Origin of the sequence: Petrotoga miotherma DSM 10691, from assembly GCF_002895605.1 — a bacterium.
Classification (GTDB): Bacteria; Thermotogota; Thermotogae; order Petrotogales; family Petrotogaceae; genus Petrotoga; species Petrotoga miotherma.
Map to the genome: position 1 here is coordinate 1 of NZ_AZRM01000020.1, position 25,444 is coordinate 25,444.

Sequence of the window (25,444 nt, forward strand, 5' to 3'; positions counted from 1 at the left end):
TGGGGAGCGGGGCAAGGGGCGCTATATATAGTTTTATAGGTTCTAAAGACATTGAGAATCATCAATAAGGAGATGATTATTATAAAAATATACATTTCATTTGATTTTGAAGGGCTTGGGGGTGTCGCCCAATGGAACGATGTCACAAAAAATAATAAAGATTACAAACAAACATATGCTGTTAGGCAATTAAAAGCTTTGCTAGAAGAGTTAAAAGAACATGAGATCACTTTGTCAGATTCCCATGCGGAAGGGAACAACATTCCGTGGGAGATCACAGAAGAATTCCCAAACGTAAAATTAATCAGCGGTGGGATAAGAAAATATTATATGATGACCGGTATAGATGAATCTTTCGATAGGATGATCTTTTTCGGTTACCATGCTGGAGTAGGAGAGAGATACTCTACTATGGATCACACTTATTCAAGTTCTTCTATTCATAATATTTGGATCAATAAGGTAGAAATGAATGAAACGTTGATTAATGCCGCATATGGAGGTAGTTTTGGTGTTCCATTGGCAATGGTTGTTGGGGATGATAAACTCAAAAAACAATTGAACCCATATTTTAAACGTTTATACTACGTAGAAACCAAAAGATCCTTAGGCAGATACTCTGCAGAGTTTAAACCTATGAAACAATTACTTGAAGAAATTAAAAGCACAACTAATGAAATGATAGATAAAAACAAAGAATATTTCGATGTTTACACCTTTACTTCACCAATTGAGATGATTGTTGAATTTTCTGACACTTCGAAAGCTGATATGGTCGAATCTATGCCATTAACAGAAAGAATAGACGGAAGAAAGGTGAAAATAAGCAGCGACAATTATCGCGTGATTTTTGAAGCGCTTTTAGCGATAACTTATATATGTGAAGCATAGAAAATGAGAGGTGATTAAAATGAGCAAAATACCAACAGATACAGCAATCTTTGCAGCGGGTTGTTTTTGGGGAGTAGAATACATGTTTAAAAAAATCGAAGGTGTCATCGACGTAGTCAGTGGTTATACAGGTGGTTTTGTTGAAAACCCATCTTATGAACAGGTTTGTAGTGGAAAAACAGGTCATGCAGAATCTGTTTTAATTGTTTTCGATCCAAACATAGTAAGCTACGAATCATTAGTCAGATATTTTTTTGAAATTCATGATTTTAGTCAAGAAAACGGTCAGGGGCCCGACATTGGAGAGCAATATAGAAGCGAAATATTTTACATAAATGAGGAACAAAAAGCAATCGCGGAAAAAGTAAAAGATGAGTTAATCAATAGAGGTTTGAAAGTCGTAACTAAGATAACTAAAGCTTCAGAATTTTACAAAGCAGAGGATTACCACCAAAATTATTATGAAAAAACAGGAAAAGCCCCTTATTGCCACTTCAGAAGAAGAGTTTTTCAAAATGATTATATCAAATTCTTAGTGTAGAATAAGGGGAATAATTTCAAATTTAATTTTTTTAATCGTAATTAAAAAAGGCTTCTACTAGTAGACAAAATTCTTCAAATTTTTCAAAAAACAGCGCATGGCCTGTGTTTTCTAAGTTTGCTAGTAAAGAATTTTTTACTTTTTTATTCATTTCTATTATGTGGCTTTTGGGGGTTATTATATCTTCTTCACCAGAAATGAAAAGAGTTTTAGCCGTGATATTAGATATTTCATTTCTAATATCAAATATTTCGTTAGACGAGGCAAGTCTCACAAAGCCGTCAAACCAGTCTTTAGTTAAGGTTTCTTTAAACATCTTCCTTCTGTTCATTAGCCAATCGTAGTTGTTGTTATAAAATGGACGAGAGTATATATAAGGAAGCGAAATGTCAAAGAATTTTTCGCCATCGTAAAGTTCTGCGGCTACTTTCCATGCTTGACCTATGGACTTAAGATAGTTATCTATATGGTCGGTTGCATTTGAAAGAACCAATCTGTCGATCATTTCAGGATACTTTAAAGCAAACAATTCTGCAATTTGTGCCCCGTAAGAAACCCCCATTAAATTTACCTTTTTTAATCCTAAATGGTCTATCAATTTCTTTAAATCTTCGACATGAACTTCTATAGTATAAGGTTTGTCGGTAATTCTTGCGGATTTTCCTTGATCTCGAGTATCATACGTAATAACTTGGAATTTTTTTTGCCATCTCTCTATATGTGCCATCCAACTTGAAGTACTCATCATAATGCCGTTTAATATAATCACCGGCCTTCCTTTTCCATAAATTTCATAATAGATACCTGGATTCTCCAAATACATACATCTCTCACTCCTTTTTAGATACGTATTCCATGTGTAAGGTAAATTGATAATTCTTTCAAAACTGATTTTATATCTTTAATTCTTTTCAAGAAAATTCTATCTATCCCTGTATAATGGCTTATCCCCATTAGACTGTTAGCTAACAATTTTTTATCTTCTATTTTTGTTCGTTCAAGATTCTCAACATAACCCTTTTCAAATCTGTCATAATAATCATTTGCTGCCTTTTTTACAATAAACTCAGATTCTCTTACGATTTTATAGTATTCAGAATTACTTTCAAAATATTTTAGAAAGAGATAAATCCCCCTTAACTCGTTTTCTGCCCTGTTTAATTGCTTCTTTTGATTGATAGTAAGGAATCTTCTTGTCTTTTTACCAATTATTTTAACTATCTCCTCTAAAAAAGCTTCTTTACTTTCAAAATAAAGATAAAATGTCCCCACTGAATAACCAGCATTCCTTGTGATATCGTGAATATCTGTTTTATAATATCCCTTCGTACCAAATAGTTCAATACCTGAAGATAATAATTTACTTCTGGCGGATTCGCCTTTGAGAATATGGGGGTAAATTACATTTTCATCATCAAATATCAAAGAATAATTTTTTATTTCATTGTAAAAAATCCCATCGGTAATAATCTTTTTAATTTTGGTTTTGTCATAACTTACACCATTAAAAATATACCTTATAATGACAAATCTTGCAATTCCTGAAATAAATAATTGTTCCGCCTGACTCGTTTCACGCAGTAAAACTAAAGAAACTCCTTTGCCGTATAAATCTCTCAAGTGTTGTTCGTATTTGGGATATCTATATTGACCCTCTCGATAAATCAAAATATCTTTTTTGTAGTCGCCAACTCCAGATTTAACAATGGTATCTAAAAATTTATCCATCCTGTCTTCAAAACTTTTACCAGAAATTGTAGAAAAACCCTCTTCATAATAAATTACTATTTCGTTTAACAATTTAAAAAATATGTCCTCTTTGTTCTTAAAATACCTGTAAAAGACCCCATTAGATAATCTGGCTCTCCTACAGATTTCGACAACAGAAACTGTTTCATACCATTTTTCAGAAAAAAGATCCCTGGCTGCTGTCATTAATTTTATATACGATTTATTTTTGGCTTTATCCAATGTTATCTCCTTCGTTTTTTAATTTTTACCCATGGTAAAACTTTTAAAAATATCTATAAATGCTTTTGGTTCTTCTATTATAATCGAATGTCCGACATCAGGAATAGTTTCTAATTTTCCATTTGTATTTTGAATGACTTCATTAGCCATATTTTTAGTTATCAAGGTATCTTTTTCCCCAAGAATGAATAATATTTCTCCCCTATAATTTTTAGATATTTCTTCATAGTTATAGCTTTCCAAAGCCCTTGCATTTTCAGTAAAACATTTTGGGTTCATCAAAAGTGCATCGTTAGTTAGATTATTTAGTAATTTTTTATCTTTTGATGAAGGGACCATTGCCTTTAAAGAATTTTTCAGAAGCGTTCTATTGTTTTTTAGCAAATTTAGAACATAATAATTTTCTTCTGGCGTCTTCAAACCCTTTAAAGAAGGGGAATCAACCAGTATTAATTTTTCTACTTTTTCTGGATATCTAAAAGCTATCGACATCGCTACAGCTCCACCCAAAGAATGACCAACTAAAACAACCTTATTCAACCCTAAAACATCTATAAATTTTTTGATATATTCTGCATAAGTATCTATTTGAATTTCTTTCACCCAATCAGAGTAACCAAAATTTGGCAAATCAGGGGTATAGACCTTAAAACCTTCAATGTTTTTCACTTTCTCAAACCATCTGTGAGAAGCATAATTACCATGGATCATAACAACAGGTATGCCTTCACCACTTACTTCATAATATAATTTTACTCCATCAATGTCAATATAACTTCCCTCTTTTTTCTTATTCTTCCAAAATTTTTTTGTAATCCACACAACAGGAATTTCAAAATATCTGAAATACAGCATTTTCAACCCATAAGAAAGTCCACGAGGAAAAAATAAAACAAAGATTATTAACAAACTCCCTACTATTATAGTCATGGGAAAATTGCTTCGTGAAAATAAAAACGGCATACCTGTAATTATAACAGAACCAATCAATCCCCCATTTAATGAAGCAAACCCGCCTACAATAACTATTGCTAAAAGATTCAACGAGACGTTCAAACCAAAATCTGCAGGAGATATATATCCTAGTGTATGCGCATATAAAAAACCTGCTATTCCACTGTATATAGAACTGATAATAAAGGCTTGTAATTTTGCTTTAGCAATCTTCACACCGAACGCTCTGGCAGCCAATTCACTGTCTCGTACCATATTGAATCTCTTTCCTGCAGGAGATTTTACTATTAAACTTGTTATATAGACCAAAAGACTATAAAAAAACAAATTCAACAAATAGGTATTAAAATCAGAATCAAAAAAAGCAGGGATGTTCCTCATTCCGGTCCTTCCACCAAATATCTCCATTGAGGCAATTATCTCTTGTACCGCTATCCCAAATGCCATAGTTGCTATAGCTAAATAAAAACCTTTCAGTCTCATAGCTGGTAATGCTATTAATATACCAAACAAAGCAGAAAAAAGAATAACGAAAATTAAGTTTAGAAATATTGGCATATTTAAACTCATTGTAAAAAACGCACTTGTATACGCTCCAATGGCCATAAAAGCAGCATGTCCGATAGAGATCTGACCTGTGTACCCAAATATTACATTTAAACCTAAAGCTGCTATTGCAAAGATTATTATATTAGAAAACACTAACAACAAAAACGACTTGGAAATAAATAATAAACCTAGGAGAGAACCAATTATTAAGGTGTATAATGCTGTTTTCACTATTCTCACACTCTCCCTTCAAAATCTTTCCCAAATAAACCAGAAGGTTTAAATAACAAAACTAATATTATCAATACAAGAATAATAGATAATTGATAATCAGGGGATATATAAACCCCAACTAACTTTTCTAGTACCCCTAAAATTAGCCCACCTATAATAACACCAAAAAGGTTCGAAAAACCTCCAAGAACACCTGCTGTAATACCATACAGTTGCATATTTATCAACATGCTGGGATGTATGTAAGTTTTTGGCGCTGCGATAATTCCTACCAAACTAACAGTAGCTATTCCAATACTCCAAACAATGGCATCCACACGGTTAATATCTATCCCACATACAAGTGAACCTACCTCCTCTTGAGACCGAGCTCTAATAGCTATACCTAACTTAGTATACTTTAAAAACATAGCTAAAAGTAACATTACAGCAATACAAATTATAGTAATCACAACATCGTTTGCAGGCATAACTAGCACCCCATTTTCTAAAAATAGGATAAAAGGCTTGCCTGAAAACAATTCTGGATAAGAAAAGTAATCCGTTCCCCAAACCAACACGACCAAACCTTCAATGACCATCAATAACCCTAATGTAACCATAAGCATCGCACCATGAGACAAATGTTTCAAAGGTCTCATTAAAAAACGCTCAATAACCATACCAATAAGAAATCCTGAAAAAACTGCTGAAATTAAAGATAAAATAATATTACCACTTACCAAATAAACAGTAAGACCAATATAACTTCCTAACATTCCTGAATTTCCATGAGCAAAGTTTAGAACCCCTGTGGTCCTAAAAATCAAAGCTATTCCAAAGGCGGTGAGCCCGTATAATGCTCCTTGTGGAATCCCCGAAATTATGCTTTGGAGTATTTGCAATTCTACCTCTCCTTTCTTATTTCCCCAAATATGACTTTTTTAATCTCTCATCATTCAACATTTCCTTGGATACTCCTTGATGTGCAACGTTACCATTTTCTAATATATAGGCTCTATCACTTATTTTTAGTGATTTTATTGCGTTTTGTTCCACGAGCAAAATTGGAATATTGGATTCTTTTAAAGTTTTTAATACACTGTATATTTCATCAATTATTATTGGTGCCAATCCCAAGGAAGGCTCATCTAACATCAACAACTTTGGAGAAGCCATAAGCGCCCTGCCCAATGCCAACATCTGTTGTTCTCCTCCAGATAATGAACCTGCTTTTTGTTTTTTTCTCTCTTTTAAAACAGGGAAAAGATCGTAAACATATTTGGAATTTTTCGAATAATCTCCCCTTAAGTAGGTTCCCATTTTCAAATTTTCTTCCACTGTTAAACTTGAAAAGATTCTTCTATTTTCGGGACATAACACAATACCTTTTTTTACCATATAAACAGTACTTTTATTACTTACATCTTCACCTTCAAAAATTACCTTACCCTTTGATTTAACTATGTTCAAAATTCCAAAAAGTGTTGAAGTTTTACCTGCTCCATTGGAACCTAAAATAGTAACTATTTCACCTTTATTCACAGAAAAAGAAATTTTTTTTACCGCCTTTACATGACCATAATTAACTTCTAAATTTTCAACTTCAAGCATTTTCATCTTCCCCCAAGTACACTTTTACTACTTCTTCGTTATTTGACACTTCTTCGGGAGTTCCTTCAGCAATTTTCTTCCCAAAATTCATAACGGTTACTAAATCAGAAACAGTCATTACAACATTCATATCATGTTCCACCAACAATATCGTCTTCCCTCTTTTATTGACCATTTGTATAATGTTTTTTATCTCCTCGGTTTCATAATAATTTAAACCCGCTGCAGGTTCATCTAATAAGAGAAGATCTGGATCAGAAATAACTGCTCTAGCCATTTCAACTCTTTTTAGCATCCCATAAGTGAGTCCAGAAGGATAAGAAGCGAGCCTATTTTTTATGTCAAACATCTCAGCCACTTCTAAAACCTTATCTCTTGCTTCTTTATCAAAATTCGATTTTGATTTAGAAACCACAGAGAAAAGGGAGTCATTATATTTGTGTATTAATCCACTATAGATGTTTTCAAAAACGTTCATAGCCTGAAAAAGTTGTAAATTTTGAAAAGTCCTCGATATGCCTCTATATATTATGTCGTGGGTATCTAATTTTAAAAGAGATTCACCTTTGAATAAAATATCTCCATTTTGGGGATTAACTATCCTGGTAATTGTATTGAACAAAGTTGTTTTCCCAGCTCCATTAGGACCGATAAGAGCATGAATCTTTCCTTGCACTAATTTCATAGAGAAATCGTTAACAGCCTTTAAACCGCCAAATGCTACGGTAACGTTTTTGACTTCAAGCATTCTTTCACCTCAAATTTGTGTTTATAAGATTATAAGGGGGGTGTTTCCCCCTTATAATCATTTATAAAACTTCTAACAACGATTCAACAGAATAATGTATCCAACTTGAAGCAAAGTCCCAAACTAATCCTTGCTCGGTTAAAACAGATTTTAGAACATACATAGAAGTCATTCCCATTCGAGAATCAAAGCCTTCGGACACCGGCTTATAACTCAAACCATGATTTTCGTCACCAAGGGTGATATAATTACCTTTCCAATTGTCTAAAGTCTCCAAAGCGGAAACTAAACCTTCTCTAGTCAAATCAGGCCCTGCCCTTTTAACACCTTCAACGAAAACTTCTGCAGCTATCATACCAGCAATAGCATAGGCGTTAGGAATACCTTCGTAGTATTCTTGCCATATTTTTATCGCAGGTTCTTCAGGGTTTGTAAAATCCACAGCAACCCAAGCCATTACCTCAACACCGTCTCCCGCTTCTTGAGCTAATTGTAGATAACTCACATCGGCGTTTGAATACGTCAAAAGATACCTTTGATCAGTCATCCCAAATTGTTTGGCTTGGCGCACAAAACCAACAGATTGGGGAAGGAACAACATAACAGCTACGGCATCAGGTTTAGCAGATAACAAACGTGTTACTTCAGACGTGAAGTCACTTTTAAAAGGGTCTACTGCTATGTTTGCAACGGGCTCCATCCCCAGGGCTTTTAATGTACCTACTGCTGAGTCGCTAAACTCTTGACCATCTTCTGCATTTCTATAAACGATTGCTATTCTTTCATGTCCCTTTTCTACCAAATAGTTCATTACAATGTTCCCTTCTACTATGTAATTAGGTTGAACAGGGAAAATATACTCTCTCGGCGGAAGACTAAATTCTATAGAGCCCCCACCTTGATAAACAAAGGGAACCCCGTTATCATTCAGATAATCTTGCACAGCTAAAATACCTGGAGTACCTAGCCCTCCGACGATGGAAAAAACTCCATCTTGCTCAACCATTCTTCTAACTTCTACAACCGTTTTAGCAGGGTTGAACTGATCATCAGCTACTATTAACTCAATCTTTCTTCCATAGATGCCACCGTTGTCGTTGATGTAATTAAAATAAGCTTGCATACCTTGCGCCATCGGTCTTCCTATAGGTGCAACAGGTCCCGACATGGCTTGAAAAGTACCTACTAAGATCTTATCATCAGTTACCCCTACTTCTGAAAAACCTGAAACTAACATCAAAACCACAAAAACCATACCAATAAATCTTTTCACCTTTCTCACCTCTCTTGATAAAGTTAAATTTCATAAAAACCACACTTCCTTAGCTACACCTCTATCTTTTTAGCCACATTTTGAAACTTTTTAAATATTCTTTTTGTATCCTGAGCTATCATTAATTCTTCATCAGTTTTTACTATTAAAATTCCCACATCGGAGTCTGAAGTTGAGATAATTCCTTCTTTTCTATTCAACAAAGTATTTTTTTCTTTATCAATTTTAACTCCAAAGAAGTCTAAATAATTACAGACATCCATTCTTACATGTTCGTCATTTTCTCCCACCCCTGCTGTGAATACCAACGCATCTAATCCTTTTAGTACGGTTATATAACTTCCAATGTATTTTGCTAAACGATATACATACACATCATATGCTAACTTTGCCTTTTTATCCCCATTTTCTATTCCTTTTCGGATATCTCTCATGTCGTTGCTCATTTCACTTAAACCATAAACACCACTTCTTTTGTTCAACAAATCGTCCGCTTCATCTACGCTGTAACCTTTTCTTGTAAGGAAAAGAACGATGCCTGGATCTATATCTCCGCTTCTTGTTCCCATTATCAATCCTTCCAAAGGTGTGAACCCCATCGATGTATCGATCACTTTTCCTCTGTCAATCGCAGCTAAAGATGCACCGTTACCCAAATGTGCCGTTATCATCTTTAATTCCTTCATATCTTTTTTTAATATCTCAGAGGCTTTTTTAGATACGTACCTGTGACTGGTTCCATGGAATCCGTACCGCCTTATCTTGTACTTTTGATAAAGTTCGTAAGGTAATCCATACATGTACGCCTTCTCTGGCATCGAATGATGAAATGATGTATCAAATACCGCTACTTGGGGTACTTTGGGTAATAATTTTTTAGCAGCTTTTATGCCCATCAAATTGGGAGGATTATGTAAAGGAGCAAGTTCAGCGTTATCTTCTATAGCTTTAATAACTTCTTCATCTATCAGTACGGAAGAGAAAAACTCTTCTCCTCCATGTACTACCCTGTGCCCAACCGCATCTATCTCACCTAATTCTTTTAAACATCCATATTCAGGATCAGTGATCAATTCCATAGCTTTTTTTAACGCTTCTTCATGGTCTTTTATCTTGGTTATGTTTTTGTACTCTTTTCCTTCGCTTTCTTGCTCAATATCTGACTCTTGTTCTCCTATTCTTTCAACCAACCCTTTAACCAGACAACTTTCGTTTTCCATTTCTAATATTTGATATTTTAAGGATGAACTTCCGGAGTTGATCACTAGTATTTTCATTCGAAATCCCCCTGTTAATATTTTTTGGTACTATCTTTAGAAACTCTAAAACTTTATATATAGCGCCCTTTTGCCCCACTCCCCACCCATAAGGAATGGGGAGGTTTTGTTATTTTATATCTTAAAACTTTCAACTAATCCTTTTAACTCTGTGGCTAACTCACTCAACTCTTTCGCTTCTTCGTTTATCCCTACCGCTTGTTTTACTTGTTCGTCTATTACACTTCTTGACCTTTCTAGTTGTTCCCTTATCTCTGTTACTGCTTTCGCTACCCTGTCCATCGCTGTGCTCATCTCTTGCGCACTTGCACTTTGTTCTTGCGCACTTGCAGTCATGTTTTCTATCCCTTGGTCCATCCTTTCTATCCTTTCTTTTATCCGGTTGAAACTTTTCTGTACATTCTCCATCTTTTCGTTTATTTCCCCTATCGTTCCTACTACCTTGTTCGTCGATTCGTTCACTTTGTTCGTCCCTTGCGTTATGTTGGTTAGTATTTCAGATATTTCATCCGTTGCATTCCTTGATTCTTCTGCTAACTTCCTTATCTCATCCGCTACAACTGCAAATCCTCTTCCTGCTTCTCCTGCCCTTGCAGCTTCTATCGCTGCGTTTAGTGCCAACAGGTTCGTTTGTTCCGTTATCGAGTTTATCGTTTCTACTATACTTTGTACGTTCTTGGCGTTGTTTGCAAGTGTTTCTACTTCTTTTTGACTTTCTTTGGTCCTTTCTACCGCTTCTTTCACCGCTTGACTTATACTTTCTATCGTTTTGCTTCCTTCTTCTGCAGCTTTACTCGTTTCATCTGCTTCTTCACTTAGTCTTTGTGCGTCTTGGGATACACCTTGTGCAGCCCTTGCTACTTCGTCTACACCTGAGGTTACTTCTTCTACGTTTCCCGCCGTTTCTTCCGTACTTGTTTGTATCTTGTCCATCTGGTTTTTGAGTTCTTCTGAGTTCTTTCTGCTTTCTTGTGATGAGCGTGTTAGACTTTCTGATGCGTTTTCTACTTTGTCTGATGCCTGCCTTATTGACCCCATGGATCTTCTCAATTCTTTACTCATTTCTGATAGAGCATTGGCCATCTGTCCTATCTCGTCTTTGCTTTTACTTTCAAAGTTTACCGTTAAGTCTCCTTCTTTGAATTGATTTATCTTGTTTTTGAAGTCTAACAGTGGTTTCGTTATACTCCTTATTAGATAGATGACCATGATTATCGATACTACGAAGGCTACTACGGTTAAGATGGCTGTCAAGGTTATAGCCCTGTTGTTTTCTTCTATGAGTGATGGACCTAACGTGTCTTGCTGGACCTTTAATTTATTTCTTTGTTCTTCTAATAGGTTCAGTATCTCTACCCTTGCTTGCTCCATCTGCCCGATTATAGGCTCTTGGGATTCTATCGCTGTGACTATTTGATCGAAGGTGTTTTTGAATGAAGCAACTATATCGGTTAGTTCTGAAAAAGCATCATTTAATTCCTGATTTATTATGCTATATCCTAAAGTAGAAAGTTGCAAGTCTAAATTTTCGAACTCTTTAATTACATTGTTCTTATCTCCCTCCGATAAACTTGAGAAATATTGTGTAGACAAATCAATAATTGTGTTCTTGTACTGCAAAATTCTTTGTGAATATATAGGCAAAGAGGAAGACCCACCAACTTTTTGTGATAATTCTATAAAACCATTCATATTATTCTCTAATTCAGATCCCAGATTTAAAAATTCATCTATAAGGGCATCCTTTTCTTGGTTTAAAGTAACTAATTTATTGAAAAGGGATTCGTAATTAGTCAAATTCGATTGTAACTCTTCTAAATTATACGTTGAAAGATTAGATAAATCGTCTTTGACACTTCCTATATAACTTAAAAACTCACTGGCCTTTTGTTCTTCAAAACTATTAGTGTAATCTTTTAAGCTAATTGTAGCTTGAAAAAAGTTGAATTCAGCTTGAGAGAAAGAATTAACGTGATCGGCCATAAGTTTATATTCCTCTAAAGCGTTGTTAGAATTGATTAAAGAATATATATTGTATGAAATAGATAAACTAAACAAAAGAAAAGTAGTGATTATGATCAACGTTATTTTACTTCCAATACTTTTAAAAGACATCTCTATCCCTTCTTAAACTATTATTTTTAAGTATTTATACCCCAAGATAAGATTTTTGAATGTGCGGACTGTTAGCAAGATTCTTGCCAACATCTTCCATAACAATTTTCCCGTTTTCTAACACGTAACCTCTATCAATAACCTTTAGCCCTTGTTTTACGTTCTGTTCTGCCAACATTATCGATACCCCGGATTTCTTAATCTCTACTAATTTTTGAAACAATTCTATAACAAGTGAAGGCTGTAACCCCAATGAAGGCTCATCAAGTATTAGCAATTTAGGATTTGCCATTAATGCTCTTCCGATAGCCAACATTCTTTGTTGACCGCCACTCATAGTGCCAGCTAACTGATGAATTCTTTCTTTTAATATTGGAAAAATTTCAAAAACAAAATCCAAATTTTCACTTATTCTATTCCTTGCATTTGGCACATAGGCTGCTCCCAATTTTAAATTTTCTTCCACGGTCATAAAAGGAAATAATTCTCTTTCCTGGGGAACCAAAGAAATCCCTTTTCTTATTATTTCATGAGTTTTAAATCCACTTAATGAATTCCCCTTAAAAATTAGCTCTCCTTTTTCTGGTTTTATTAAGCCAACGATTGAACTGATTAAGGTAGTTTTACCAGCTCCATTCGGTCCAAAAATGCCTACAGCTTCATTGTTATAAATTGACATCGTTAAATCCCAGATTACCTGTATTCTTCCATATTTTAAATCCAAATTTTTGATTTCAAGCATCAGTCTTCCTCCCCTAAGTAAGCAGATATAACTTTAGGATCTTTTGAAACTTCCTGATAAACCCCTTGGGCTATAATTTTTCCAGATTCCAAAACTATTACTCTGTCTGTTAACTCTTTTATTACACCCATTACATGTTCTATTATGGCTATCGTTATTCCATTTTCTCTAAGCTTTTTCACCAAGTCGATCATTTGCCATGTTTCATCGGAGTTTAACCCAGCCATTACTTCATCCAAAAATAAAACTTTTGGTTTGGAGGCTAAAGCCCGTCCTATTTCCACTTTTTTTAAGTCAAGAACAGTTAATTTATCTATAGGTTGGTTCCTATTTTCCAATTCCAAAAGATCGCATATTTCATTTGCGGTTTCCCTTGCGCGTTTTAAGTTCTCTCCAGCTCCGAACAATGCACCAACCATAATATTTTCTAAACCTGTAAACCCTTGCAATGGCCTTACAACTTGAAAAGTTCTTGAGAGCCCTATTCTGTTTCGAATATGTGGTGGATATTTTTCAATGTTCTGATTGTCAAATGTGATCTCACCTTCAGTGGGATAATACATACCAGCTATCAAATTAACCAACGTGGTTTTTCCCGCACCATTTGGTCCAATAATACCTAAAATTTCTTTTTCTTCTATACTCATTGTGACACCATTTACAGCTACTAATCCTCCAAATTTTTTCACTAATTTTTTTGTAGATACTATTTGCATAATGTTCTCCTCCTATATAAGACACTGAACTGTCTTAAGAAACTTTAAAACCGTTTTAAGCCCCCTTTATCCTCAGTTTGTCCATTATTTAAAGACGACGCTTGACAAATGAAACTTTAGAGAAAGATTGGGTAGTATAGATACAAAAATAACTACTTACTAGATTGTATTTTGTTTTTTAAAGATCCAAATATTCCCTTTGGCAAGAACAATATTATAAGAATTATGATTATTCCATAAATTATGAGATGACCATAGGGCATAATTAATTTTAAATATTCAGATGCAAACCCTAAAACAATTGCTCCGATAACTGGGCCCCAGGTAGAATATATTCCTCCTACAAGTGCCATTGCCATAGGTAATAAGAGAAAATCTAAAGAAAAGGTTGTTTCGGGAGAAACAAAACCGTATTGTTGAGAGTACACAGCTCCAGTTACCCCTTGAATGGCTGCTGTTATAATAAAGATAATTATCAGATATTTAAAAATATTAATACCCGTCGATTTAGCCACAATCTCATCTGTCCTTATTGAGTTGATGGCAAAATGAATCCTTGTTCGACTAAATATTTCAGAAATTAAAATTGTCGATAGAGCTAAGGTCAATATCAACCAATATATTTTTGAAGAATCTCCTTGAAATATTACATTAGGTATAACCTTTCCACTTGCTCCACCGGTTAAACGGGGAGTATTCCTGATAATAACAGAAAAGACCGTTGTCAAGGCTAAAGTGGTGATTGCAAAATAAATTCCTCTCAATTTAAGCACGACAAATCCTAATGCCCAAGCTATCACTGCCATAAAACCCCCTGCAAGGAATATGCTAAATAAAGGGTTAATTCCAAAATTCGCAAAGGAAACTATCGATACATAAGCACCTACCCCAAAAAAACCTGCTACTCCAAAGGATAACTGACCTGTTCTCAACATCATATCCCAGCTCAAAGATAATGTCATATATATTAAAATAGTCATAACTACATGGAGAAAATACGCTCCAGTATAGAAAGGCAAAAACATTAATAATCCTATTGCAATAATTGCTATTAAAGGAGTTAAGATTTTTTTCATGACTCTGACCCCCTGTATGCTCTAATTAATATTACGATAATTAATACTCCAAAAAAAACTAAATCTGACCAGCCACTGTATCCAGGAATCGATTGAACGACTGCTTCAACTACTCCTAAAGTGATTCCACCGATTAAAATACCATTTAAATTACCCAAACCTGCCATAGCTGCTAAAGCAAAGGACTTTAAAGTATATGCATTCCCTGACAAGGGGAATATGGATGTCCTTGGCAACATTATTCCCGCAGCAATTCCTATAATTCCAAAAGCTATAGCAAAAACGATAAGATATACCTTGTTGGTATCTATACCAACAATTTCAGCACCTTTTGGGTTTTGTCCAACAGCTCTAGTTGCTTGCCCTAAAAGTGTCTTTTTCAAAAAAAGTTGAAGAAGGATAAGCACTCCAATTGCCATTATTGGATAAAGAAATTCATAAATACCAATAGAGAAATTTGATATTGTTATGGATGAAGAAGCATAGGGAGTATAAATATTTCTTGGGCGTGTAGTCCAAATTATTTTTATAAGCTCTATAATTACCATAGATATCCCAAATGTTAATAACAGTTGGTTCAGTTCTCCTGCTTTTAACACATATTTTATTGAAATCTGATAAATCCCTATTGCCAATAAAAACATTATAATAAATAATGGAAACACTGAAATAAGTGGGTCTAAGCCTAATTGAGTGAAAAAAATATAACCTATATATAAACCTAAAGTCAAAAAATCTCCATGAGCTAAGTTTAATATACCAACGATTCCTAATATCAAAGCCAAAGGTAACCCGATTAAAGAATATAAACCACCACGTTGAAGGCCATAGATCAAAGGTATGGGCTTCCAAATAGCAATAACCACTAGAAAAACGAGAAAAATTAAAAATGTTTTGTTAAGTCGCAAATGCAGAACATTCAACATAATCACCACCGTTTTTTAAATGAAAAGGGGAAGGAATACCTTCCATCCCCCATGCTCCAAAAATTTAACTTTACTATTTTCCAAAAGTGAAAGGATAAGCCAACTTTGCCGTTGCAAGGTCTAAAGGCCAAATAACTTCTTGTCTACCATTTTGCCATTGCAAAATTTTTTGATATTTGAATCCTTGATTTGGTATTATTCTGCTTGGTTCAATTTTCAACACTTCACCCAAAGGCGATTCATATTCAATAGTTCTCAATGCAGAAATGATAGCTTCTTTATCCATGGTACCTGCTTTTTTTATCCCTTCAACCAAAAAATAAATATTAGTATATCCAAGAGGAGCAAAGTATGTTGCCGGTTCTTCATTCCACATTTCAACGTAAGCATCATAAAAATGTTTAGCTACGGGACTTACATCATTTAAAGTTGGAGCCCACATTCCATAAAGAATAACATTCTCTGCTAAAGGATTTTTCCCAAAGTCCGCTGGCCAACCTGGAGGAGCTCCTACTAACAAGTCAGGAGTGAAATTCACTTCTTTTGCCTGCGCAACAATTGGTATGGCATCGGCATCGTATCCTGCCCAAACAAAAAGGTCCGGATCAAAAGCCATCGCCTGATTCAACATTGCCCTATAATCTCCCCCTCCAAGGGCGGCACTTTTGAATGAAGCTCCTTCAAATTCATCCATTATTCCTTGCCATGGACCTTCTCCTTTTTTTGCTAACTCATAAAGATCTAAATAAGCTGTATATGAGTCAGTGCCGAAGGCTCCTTCTTCATACGCCAAAAAGACTTTTTTAATATCAACATTTGGATATGCCTGAACTATTTCTCTCCAACCTATTCCATAACCTTCTCCTTGTTGATAATCCCAAGGATGAAGATGGAAATACCAATCTGCATCTGGGCCCATCGCTAATTCAACTTGATGGGAAGCCGCACCTGCCCAAACAGTTATCTTTTGGTATTTTTTAAGAATAGGTACTTGCGCTAAATGTACACCACTAGCCATTCCACCAACAAAAAAATCCACTTTTTCAACGGTTGCTAATCTCTCGATCGCTGCAGCACCTTTTGCTGGATTTAACTCTGAATCTATAACTATAAGTTCCAGCGGTCTACCCAAAACTCCACCGGCGTCGTTAATCTCTTTAACTGCCAACCTCATAGCCTTTGTACTTTGGTTGCCGGTTATATCTCCCAAAGGATTTACAGCTCCGATTTTAATAGGATCTACTGCAAACGCCAACGAAAATACGACAACAAAAAAAAGAACCAAACCTATGTTTCTTTTCACCTTTCTCACCTCCATATATTTTTTACCACTAAAGCTGTTCCCATTCCTCCACCAATGCAAAGTGATGCCAGACCAAATTCGCTATTTCGTTTTTTCATCTCGTAAAGAAGTGTAACAACTATCCTATTCCCGGATGCTCCAATAGGATGACCCAAGGCAATTGCACCACCATTCACATTGGTTCTTTCAAGAAACCAACTTTTAGATTTACCGGCAATATCTCCTAATTCTGTTATAACCCCTAAAGACTGTGCGGCAAAAGCTTCGTTTAGTTCGATTAATTCCATATCTGTTATATCCATTTTGATCTTTTCTAAAAGGCCTTTTACTGCCGGAACTGGACCTAAACCCATGTAAGCAGGGTCTACAGCCGCCTGATTGTAACCAACTAATTCTGCTATTGGTTTTAACCCGTATTTTTCAACAGCCCTTTCTGAAGCTAATAAAACCGCACTTGCACCATCGTTTATTCCCGAAGCATTTCCAGCTGTTACGGTTCCATCTTTTACAAAAGCAGGTTTAAGACTGGCTAGTTTTTCTTTCGTTGTATCAAATCTTGGATGTTCGTCTTGATCAAAAAGAACCGTTTCTTTTTTTCTTTTTACTTCGATTGGTATTATTTCATCTTTAAATTTTCCTGATTCTATAGCTTCTTTAGCTCTCATTTGGCTCGTATAAGCAAAATCATCTTGCTCTTCACGAGAAATATTGTGTTTTTTGGCGATGTTTTCTGCAGTTACCCCCATATGGTAGTTATTAAAAACATCGGTGAGCCCGTCTAATATCATATGATCTTGAACTTCAAATGATCCAAATTTGCTTCCAAATCTAGTCTTGGATGACAAAAGGTAAGGAGCGGTTGACATACTCTCCATGCCTGCCGCCACAACAAGGTCGGCGTCGCCTGTTTTAATATCCGTAGCACCGATCATTATGCTTTTCATACCGCTTCCACATAACATATTAACTGCGTAGCCTGGCTTGTCTTCTGGAATCCCTGCATATATGGAAACTTGTCTTCCCGGGCCCATGCCTTGACCCGCCATCAAAACATTGCCAACAATGACCTCATCAACATTTTCTGAATTTACTTGAGCTTCTTGTAGCACCCCTTTCACAACTTCTGCTCCCAATTTGGTTGCAGGAATATCTTTAAGTGTTCCACCAAAAGTACCAATGGCTGTTCTTTTTGCAGATATTATATAAACTTTATTCATTGTTTCTACCTCCTGTATAGTCTTATTACTGTTTGGTTCTACCTTAACCATTATCCTATCCGGATGAAGAGGGGAGGTTCCAAGTGTCTAAGTTTTATATCAACCCCATCTTTATTGCTTCCTGTTCTAATTCCTTTCTAAAATCTGGATGAGATATTGAAATTAATTTCTTAGCCCTTTCACCTGCGCTTCTACCTCTCAAATGAGCTACTCCCCATTCTGTTACAACATAATCCAAATCCTGCCTTGGAACAGTAACTGGAGCTCCCAGTGGAAGTAGTGGCACTATCGTTGAAATGGTGCCTTTTTTTGCCGTGGATCGTAGGGCTATGATACCTTTCCCATTTTTGCTTTTTATAGCCCCTCTATGCGTGTCCAACTGGCCTCCTGTTCCAGAAAACTGTTTGGTCCCTATTGCTTCTGAAACAACTTGTCCCGTCAAATCTAGTGAAATTGCTGTGTTTAAGCTTACCATTTTGTCATTCTGACAGACAAAGTAAGGATCATTAACAAATCTCCCTCTGAGCTCAAGAATACCAGGATTATCGTCGACAAAGTCATACATTCTCTTTGTGCCTAGAGCAAAAGCTATTACAAATTTCCCTTTCCAAAGGGTCTTCCTCATATTTGTTATTACGCCTTTTTCAAAGAGATCTATCATTGATTCTGTAAGCATTTCAGTGTGAATCCCCAAATCTTTTTTTGTCTCAAGTAATTTTGCCACCGCATTGGGTATTCCACCTATCCCTATCTGTAAGGTTGAACCGTCTTCTATGATGTCTGCTATGTACTGAGCAATCTTATTTTCTTCTTCTTTTGGTTCTGAAATAGGTATTTCAGGAATTTCCCAATTCGACTCAACAACAACATTTACATTGTTTATATGCCATTCGGTGTCCCCATGCACATATGGCATTTTTTCATTGACCTCCATTATAACTATATCCGCATTTTCTGCTAAATCTTTTTCATACACATTAGAGATACCTAAATTAAAGTATCCTGTTTTTTCTTGCATAGGGGTCGAAGTTCCCCAAAATACCAAGGTATTTCCTTCCTCTTTTTCAGCCATAACCTTGTCTAATCCTGCCATATGAAGATTATTGGGTATATAATCCAATATTTTTAATTTATCTTCATGCTTGGATTTTCTCGTAGGTTCTGAATAGAACCATGTTTGTAACTCAAAAATACCTTCATATTCTTTGTTCAAAAAGAACTCATAATATCCCATATCTAAACAAGTTATTACTTTTATTTTTTCAAAATGATCTTTAAATTTATGGATATTTTTTAAAAAGCCTTGGCCCTCAGCTGCAGCCATACTCACAACCACCGAAACTCTTTTCGGCAGGCTTAATATCGCATCATCAATTGACATTAATTTTTGCTTATATTTTTCTTTCCACATTCTGAAAGTACCTCCTAAATCATAAATTTTATACTGTCGGACTCCAGACTATATCCTTTTTAAAAATAAATTTATTTCTCAAATATCTATAAAAATTAAAGAACGGTTCCCCCGTTTACATCCAAAATGTGACCAGTTACATAAGAAGCCTCATCAGAAGCTAAAAATAATACTGCATTCGCCACTTCTTCTGGTTCTCCCATTCTCCCTAAAGTTATCTTTGATTTTATGCTTTCTAATACCTTTTCTGGAATTTTTTCTGTCATTGGAGTTTTAATGAATCCAGGAGCAACCGCGTTAACCCTAATATTCGCACCTTTCCTTGCAAATTCCTTAGCCCAAGTATAGGTCATAGATATAACTCCACCTTTTGAAGCTGCATAGTTAGTTTGACCAACATTCCCTCTTTCACCCACGATTGAAGATATATTCACTATACTTCCCTTTCCATTTTCTAACATAAGATTTGAAACAAATTGTGTCATATTGAAAACACCTTTCAAATTTACTTCAATGACCTTATCCCAATCTTCTTCTTGCATTTTCCCTATCAAAGCGTCCTTGGTTATACCAGCATTGTTAACAAGTACATCGATTCTTCCAAACTCTTCTTTTACTTTTTTTACAAATTCTTCTATAGCAGGTCTATCAGTTACGTTCAATAGATAACCTCTAACATTCTCTCCCAATTGATTCTGCAACTGAGAAAGAATTTCTTGGTTCATGTCTAAAGCAAAAACAATCTTTGCTCCTTCTTCAGCAAATTTCTCAACGATACTTTTCCCTATTCCTCTGCCTCCTCCTGTAACTACACAAACTTTGTCTTTCATTCTATCCATTAATATTCCACCTCACTTAAGTGATATTTTTCTATTTAACCCCACTTTACAGTGGTTGCGGCCCAAACAAAACCTATACCTGCTCCCACCATAACAACGATGTCACCAAGGTTGAGTTTCCCTTCCTTTAAAGCCAACTTCATAGAGAGCACCTGGTCGTTTTGTCCAATATGACCGTAATTTTCAAGATAAGTTGTTTGTTCTTCTTTCAAGCCCAATTCTTCCAAAACAGCCTCATGAGCAGATCTCTTAAAGTGAAGAATGGCTAGGTATCCAATATCTTTTTCACTATATCCAGACTTTTTTAAAGAATCTCTGATTACTCCATAAAAGTTCGGCATAGTTTTTTCACTCAAATTTGCTTTAAATTTTTCGGAGTCTCTTACAGTAAAGTAATACTTATTTGCGTCTTCTGGCTTCATTGGCCATTTTTTGGTTCCTCCTACTTCTATTACACATTGCTCTGAAAAAGAACCATCCCCTCTAAAAGCGGATCCCAAAATCAAATTCTTGTTTAAATTCTTTCTTAATATCAAAGCTGCCCCTCCAGCTCCAATATCGAACATAAAAGAGGTTTCTGGAACTTCATAATTGATCAGATCACCATTTCTGTAACCACTTACAAGTAATACGGTGTTCAAATTATCATTATTCATCATAAGGGATTTTGCTGTCTCCATTCCCACCATCATCGATCCACACATTGCCTCCATATCAAATCCCCATGCACGAGTGGCTCCAATCTCATGAGCGACTTTTAGGCTGGCAAGCCAGCATGGATAATCTTTGTGTTGGCCACCATTCCATATGACTAAATCTATATCTTTTGGATCTATACCTGCGTCTTTGATAGCCTCTTTAGCTGCTTGAATGCCCATATAACTTGTTGTATCTTCAGGACCAGGGATGGGTTTTTTTAAAATACCAAACTTTTCTTCTATAACCCATTGTGGAATATTAGTTCTCTTAGCTATCTCCTCGGCATAAATGTAATTGTCAGGTATGTAAACCCCTAACCCCATTATTCCTACATTCATTCCATTTCCTCCTTTAAAATCTAACATTTAGTACCTTTAGAAACTCTAAACTTGCTTTTGCGGCCTGTTACTTTTTTAAAATCAAAATCTTATTTTTGAAATTATTTTATTTTTAAGTCTCCAAATATAACATATGAATCATTTCTCACATAATTTAAAAATTTTTTACAACTTTTATCAATTGATGTAGATCATCTACTAACGGGGAGTGCCCACAATTTTTTAAATAAATTAGTTTGGCGTTTTCTCCTATATCGTTTTGTATATCAAGAGCCATTTGTTCTGGAACTACTAAATCATTTTCTCCCCACAATATCAAAGTAGGGCATTTTATACTTTTGGCTCTACCATCACCTTGCTTTATCCCGTTATAATCATCACTTATATTGAAAGTTGCCAAAGCATAATCCACATCAACCAAATTCCTCTGGGTTAACATATCATCCAAATATTCTTCGTATTTTTGGGGTTCTGGCTTATTATGTGTATAAATAGTTGCTTCCCAAACTATTTTAAGAAAATCTTTGTCCTTATTGTTATATGCATTCAAAATGGGAACTACCTGAACAGGATCTTGAGCTATTTCTTCTTTAGTTTTCAAAAATTCACCTTTTATCGGCTTACCTTTTTCATCTTTTTTCAATATAGGATAACCTCTTGTTCCAACGGATTCCATTAGTATTAATTTACCAACATAGCTTGGATAATCCGCGACAAAAATCATGCAAACTCCCCCGCCTGTTGACCATCCCATAAGATCAAATTTTGACAAGCCCAATTTATCTACGAATAATTTTAAGTCCTCCTTAAAATCATCAAGAGAGTCGATAGGATTGTTATAAGTTGAGATACCAAATCCTCTTAGATCAGGGGCATAAATAGTGTAATCTGAATCAAAAGCTTCCATAAAAACATCCCAATGCTTTGAGGAAGTCATATTTCCGTGGATCAAGAGCAAAGTCTTTCCTCCACCTTGTTTGTATCTATAGCCCAAAGTTTCACCATTTGGAAGTTCTATTTTTTTTAAAAGTATATCCACTTTTAATCACTTCCTTTATAAATTTTAATAAGTGAATCATCTCTCACTATTAGTATATACATTTTTTACCTAAATTCCAAATCCAATTAACAGTGATTATAGTTGATTAAAAGTAATTATAGGTAATTAAACCTGATTAAGTAAAAAATTCTCATCTTTACTGTAAATTTGTAAATAAATTAATTTTATTTCATTATTGGTATCTCCGTAATTCAAAATCTTTGATCATCGTTGAACAATCCACCAATAAAGCCTCTGCCCATATTTCTATTTTCACCCTTGTTTTGATACTTTGCTGCAGCGTTTATTCTGTCTGCAAGTCTTGAAAATGGAAGACTTTGTAGATAAATTGTCCCTGGACCCTTGAGTCTTGCTATGAACAAGCCTTCCCCACCAAAAAGTGAATTTCTAAAACCCCCTATAAACTGAACATCATAATTCACAGTTCTTGAAAAACCTACTACACAACCAGTGTCTACTTTTAAAATTTCACCAGGTTGTAACTGCCTTTCGATTAAAGCCCCCCCTGCATGAATAAAAGCCATTCCATGCCCTTCTAACCTTTGAAGAATGAAACCTTCTCCACCAAATAACCCTGTGCCGATCCTTTTAGTAAATTCTACTTCTATTTCTATCCCATTTGCTGCACATAAAAAACTGTCCTTTTGACATATAAAAGTCCCATTGAACTCTATTAAATCGATCGGTACAATCTTACCCGGATAAGGAGCTCCAAAAGCAACATGCCCCTTGCCTTCCCCACTTTGTACAAAGTTTGTTATAAAAAAGCTTTCTCCGGTCATCATTCTTTTCAAGCCTATGAAAAGACCCCCACCTGTGTTGGTTTGCATCGCTATTCCTTCTTCCATATACATCATAGCGCCAACTTCAGCCCTAATACCTTCTCCTGGGTCAAGCTCAATTTCCACTAGTTGCATATCATCACCATAGATTTTGTAATCTACCATATCAGCCATTTTCTAAATCCTCCTTAAATTTCAAAATTTGTTGTCTTTAGAAATTTTGAAAACTCGATATATAGCGCCCCTTAGCCCCGCTCCCATCCATAAGGAAGAGTAGAAGATTTTGCCCGTTCCCCCGCAGAGGTTTTAATTCTTTCATATTATAATTTATTTATATAAAAAATTAAAAATAGAATTTTTTAAATGGTCTTGATTTTTATTTTTTTTATGTTATAATATTAATGGTAATTAAGAGAAAATTAATTAACAAAATGAGTGCCGAGGGCTTTTCGCCCTCGAGCTTTTTTATAAAAAATAATTTTTGAATCGAAAGGAGTGAATGCCATGTTAACCAACAAGGAGATTAAACAGCTAATTTGGGAAAAAGCCGATAACGTTGCTTCTAAGTTGGATGTTGAAATTTTTGATATTTTAATTAAAGGTAGTAATAAAAATAAAATTCTAGAGATTGTTATCGATAAAGCAGACGGATATGTGTCCATAGGAGATTGTGAAAGGTTTTCCAAAGCTTTCGACCCTTGGTTAGACGAAATTGATCTCTTTGACAAGAGTTATGAGTTAGTAGTTAGTTCCCCTGGACTCGATAGAAAATTGAGAGGCAAAGCAGATTACGAAAGATTCAAAGGAAAATTAGCAAAATTCATTTTAAAAGGAAAAGAAAAGAAACATCCTGTAGTAATTGGTTATATTGACGATATATTGGAAGATCAGATTAAAATTACTGAAAAAGATTCTGGAAAATTATTCAACATTGATTTAAACGAAATAGATAAAGCAAATTTAGAAATTGAATTGTAAAATTTGAAAGATATAGGAGGTGTAGAACATTGAATTTAAACCTATTAGAAGCTTTAGACGCCTTGGAAAGAGATAAAGGTATAAGTAGGGACTCGTTGGTCGATATTATAGCTAAATCTATTAAAAGTGCATACAAAAAAAATTATGGGGCAAAAAATGTTGAAATTGAAATCGATAAAAACTTAACAAAATTGAATGTTTTTCAATTATGGAAAGTCGTTGAAAAAGTTGAAAACCCTAAAGAAGAAATTTCTTTGGATGAAGCTAAAAAAATTAATCCAAAAATAGAAATAGGTGAAATGGTAAGAAAAAAGATCAATCTTAAAAAGGACTTTAGAAGAGTTGCCGCTCAAACAGCAAAACAAGTTATACTTCAAAATTTGAAGGAACTAGAAAAGAAAAACTTGTTTGATAAATATGTAGCTTTAAAAAATAGGATTTCAACCGCTGAAATAATTAAAGTCAGTGATGAATATATTGACATTAGAATAGGAAAATTAGAGACTAAACTCCCTATGAAAGAGACAATTCCTGGAGAAACTTTTAAAAGCGGAGAACTTGTAAAAGTTTATATAAAAAACATTCAAAACACATCAAAAGGCCCAAAAATTATGGTTTCAAGAACTGTACCTGAACTCATTACAGAACTACTATCATCTATCGTACCCGAGATAGAAGAAGGGATCATAAAAATTGTAAAAATAGTCAGGGAACCCGGAATACGGACTAAAGTTGCTGTTGTTAGTTCCATGCCAGGAGTTGATCCTGTAGGTGCTTGTATCGGTGAAAAAGGCTCAAGAATTAGTGAGTTACTAAAAGAATTAAAAAATGAAAAAGTAGATATTATAGAATATTCAGAAGATCCTAAAATTTTTATAAAGCACGCTCTTGCCCCTGCTGAAGTAAAAAATATAATTCTTAACGAAGACGAAAGAACCGCTTTTGTTTACGTCCCTGAGAATCAACTTTCTTTAGCTGTGGGAAAGGGCGGTCAAACCGCTAGATTGGCAGCAAAAATTACCGGATGGAAAATTGATATACACTCATTGAAATAAGCACACAAATCGGGTGGGAGTGCGCATGCTGGGCGCACAAATAAAAATACCGCATCTAACTGACTGATGCGGTATTTTTTTAGGGGTGAGAAGATACAAATAAATCAAAATATATTACTTTTAAAAAAAGTGAGGGGGCGATACCTACTCTCACAC

General features: G+C 35.0%; 24 protein-coding genes. 4 read left to right on the plus strand and 20 right to left on the minus strand.

All coding sequences use genetic code 11. From position 1 onward, the window contains the following. Positions 1-51: 51 nt before the first annotated feature. Complete coding sequence (locus X928_RS04025) at positions 52-891, plus strand: M55 family metallopeptidase (protein WP_245857171.1); 840 nt, start codon at positions 52-54, stop codon at positions 889-891. A gap of 19 nt (positions 892-910) precedes the next feature. Continuing rightward, positions 911-1,432 carry a peptide-methionine (S)-S-oxide reductase MsrA gene (gene msrA, locus X928_RS04030; protein WP_103078608.1) on the plus strand — a complete coding sequence of 174 codons (522 nt, stop codon included), beginning with the start codon at positions 911-913 and terminating at the stop codon, positions 1,430-1,432. Positions 1,433-1,463: 31 nt separating this feature from the next. Here msrA and X928_RS04035 read toward each other — a convergent pair whose 3' ends face one another. The 20 genes from X928_RS04035 to X928_RS04130 all read right to left on the minus strand — a co-directional run bounded on the left by X928_RS04035 (position 1,464) and on the right by X928_RS04130 (position 23,429). Beyond that, on the minus strand, positions 1,464-2,255 hold the full coding sequence (locus X928_RS04035) for an alpha/beta fold hydrolase (RefSeq protein ID WP_103078609.1): 792 nt from the start codon (positions 2,253-2,255) through the stop codon (positions 1,464-1,466). 17 nt (positions 2,256-2,272) lie between these two features. Then, on the minus strand, positions 2,273-3,403 hold the full coding sequence (locus X928_RS04040) for a TetR/AcrR family transcriptional regulator (protein WP_103078610.1): 1,131 nt from the start codon (positions 3,401-3,403) through the stop codon (positions 2,273-2,275). Between the two features lie 18 nt (positions 3,404-3,421). After that, the gene (locus X928_RS04045) at positions 3,422-5,146 is read right to left on the minus strand and encodes an alpha/beta fold hydrolase (RefSeq protein ID WP_103078611.1); all 1,725 of its coding nucleotides are present in this window, start codon (positions 5,144-5,146) and stop codon (positions 3,422-3,424) included. Continuing rightward, positions 5,143-6,024, minus strand: a complete 882-nt coding sequence (locus tag X928_RS04050) for a branched-chain amino acid ABC transporter permease (protein ID WP_169926300.1) — start codon at positions 6,022-6,024, stop codon at positions 5,143-5,145. The genes X928_RS04045 and X928_RS04050 overlap by 4 nt, the downstream gene beginning before the upstream one ends. 16 nt (positions 6,025-6,040) lie before the next feature. Beyond that, on the minus strand, positions 6,041-6,733 hold the full coding sequence (locus X928_RS04055) for an ABC transporter ATP-binding protein (RefSeq protein ID WP_169926301.1): 693 nt from the start codon (positions 6,731-6,733) through the stop codon (positions 6,041-6,043). Beyond that, on the minus strand, positions 6,726-7,481 hold the full coding sequence (locus tag X928_RS04060) for an ABC transporter ATP-binding protein (RefSeq protein WP_103078614.1): 756 nt from the start codon (positions 7,479-7,481) through the stop codon (positions 6,726-6,728). The genes X928_RS04055 and X928_RS04060 overlap by 8 nt, the downstream gene beginning before the upstream one ends. Before the next feature lie 61 nt (positions 7,482-7,542). Beyond that, positions 7,543-8,754, minus strand: coding sequence for an ABC transporter substrate-binding protein (locus X928_RS04065; RefSeq protein WP_103078615.1), 1,212 nt, complete (start codon positions 8,752-8,754; stop codon positions 7,543-7,545). A 53-nt stretch (positions 8,755-8,807) separates the two neighbouring features. Next, positions 8,808-10,031, minus strand: a complete 1,224-nt coding sequence (locus tag X928_RS04070) for an acetate kinase (RefSeq protein WP_103078616.1) — start codon at positions 10,029-10,031, stop codon at positions 8,808-8,810. Between the two features lie 114 nt (positions 10,032-10,145). Further along, positions 10,146-12,146 carry a methyl-accepting chemotaxis protein gene (locus tag X928_RS04075; protein ID WP_103078617.1) on the minus strand — a complete coding sequence of 667 codons (2,001 nt, stop codon included), beginning with the start codon at positions 12,144-12,146 and terminating at the stop codon, positions 10,146-10,148. Between the two features lie 34 nt (positions 12,147-12,180). Further along, positions 12,181-12,888 (minus strand): ABC transporter ATP-binding protein, encoded by a 708-nt coding sequence (locus X928_RS04080; RefSeq protein ID WP_103078618.1) that lies wholly within the window; start codon positions 12,886-12,888, stop codon positions 12,181-12,183. After that, entirely contained in the window at positions 12,888-13,604 is a 717-nt protein-coding gene (locus tag X928_RS04085; RefSeq protein ID WP_103078619.1) for an ABC transporter ATP-binding protein, read from the minus strand. The genes X928_RS04080 and X928_RS04085 overlap by 1 nt, the downstream gene beginning before the upstream one ends. Positions 13,605-13,756: 152 nt before the next feature. Further along, complete coding sequence (locus X928_RS04090; protein WP_103078620.1) at positions 13,757-14,680, minus strand: branched-chain amino acid ABC transporter permease; 924 nt, start codon at positions 14,678-14,680, stop codon at positions 13,757-13,759. Then, positions 14,677-15,606: a branched-chain amino acid ABC transporter permease gene (locus X928_RS04095; protein ID WP_103078621.1), complete on the minus strand. Its 930-nt coding sequence runs from the start codon at positions 15,604-15,606 to the stop codon at positions 14,677-14,679. The genes X928_RS04090 and X928_RS04095 overlap by 4 nt, the downstream gene beginning before the upstream one ends. A 73-nt stretch (positions 15,607-15,679) precedes the next feature. Further along, a complete protein-coding gene (locus X928_RS04100; protein WP_103078622.1) occupies positions 15,680-16,909 on the minus strand; it encodes an ABC transporter substrate-binding protein in 1,230 nt (409 codons plus the stop codon). Positions 16,910-16,914: 5 nt separating this feature from the next. Then, a complete protein-coding gene (locus X928_RS04105) occupies positions 16,915-18,126 on the minus strand; it encodes an acetyl-CoA C-acetyltransferase (RefSeq protein ID WP_103078623.1) in 1,212 nt (403 codons plus the stop codon). A gap of 94 nt (positions 18,127-18,220) precedes the next feature. After that, complete coding sequence (locus X928_RS04110) at positions 18,221-19,537, minus strand: acetyl-CoA hydrolase/transferase family protein (RefSeq protein ID WP_103078624.1); 1,317 nt, start codon at positions 19,535-19,537, stop codon at positions 18,221-18,223. 95 nt (positions 19,538-19,632) lie between these two features. Continuing rightward, on the minus strand, positions 19,633-20,376 hold the full coding sequence (gene fabG, locus X928_RS04115; RefSeq protein ID WP_103078625.1) for a 3-oxoacyl-[acyl-carrier-protein] reductase: 744 nt from the start codon (positions 20,374-20,376) through the stop codon (positions 19,633-19,635). A gap of 35 nt (positions 20,377-20,411) precedes the next feature. Continuing rightward, positions 20,412-21,413 carry a 3-oxoacyl-ACP synthase gene (locus X928_RS04120; RefSeq protein WP_169926302.1) on the minus strand — a complete coding sequence of 334 codons (1,002 nt, stop codon included), beginning with the start codon at positions 21,411-21,413 and terminating at the stop codon, positions 20,412-20,414. A gap of 154 nt (positions 21,414-21,567) precedes the next feature. Next, positions 21,568-22,452, minus strand: coding sequence for an intracellular short-chain-length polyhydroxyalkanoate depolymerase (gene phaZ, locus X928_RS04125; RefSeq protein WP_103078627.1), 885 nt, complete (start codon positions 22,450-22,452; stop codon positions 21,568-21,570). Positions 22,453-22,664: 212 nt separating this feature from the next. Further along, positions 22,665-23,429 (minus strand): TIGR00266 family protein, encoded by a 765-nt coding sequence (locus tag X928_RS04130; protein ID WP_103078628.1) that lies wholly within the window; start codon positions 23,427-23,429, stop codon positions 22,665-22,667. A 330-nt stretch (positions 23,430-23,759) separates the two neighbouring features. Here X928_RS04130 and X928_RS04135 point away from each other — a divergent pair, with 330 nt between their 5' ends. Both X928_RS04135 and nusA read left to right on the plus strand, forming a co-directional pair. Beyond that, complete coding sequence (locus X928_RS04135; protein ID WP_103078629.1) at positions 23,760-24,233, plus strand: ribosome maturation factor RimP; 474 nt, start codon at positions 23,760-23,762, stop codon at positions 24,231-24,233. A 29-nt stretch (positions 24,234-24,262) separates the two neighbouring features. After that, positions 24,263-25,288, plus strand: coding sequence for a transcription termination factor NusA (nusA, locus tag X928_RS04140; RefSeq protein ID WP_103078630.1), 1,026 nt, complete (start codon positions 24,263-24,265; stop codon positions 25,286-25,288). The last annotated feature ends 156 nt before the right edge of the window (positions 25,289-25,444 follow it).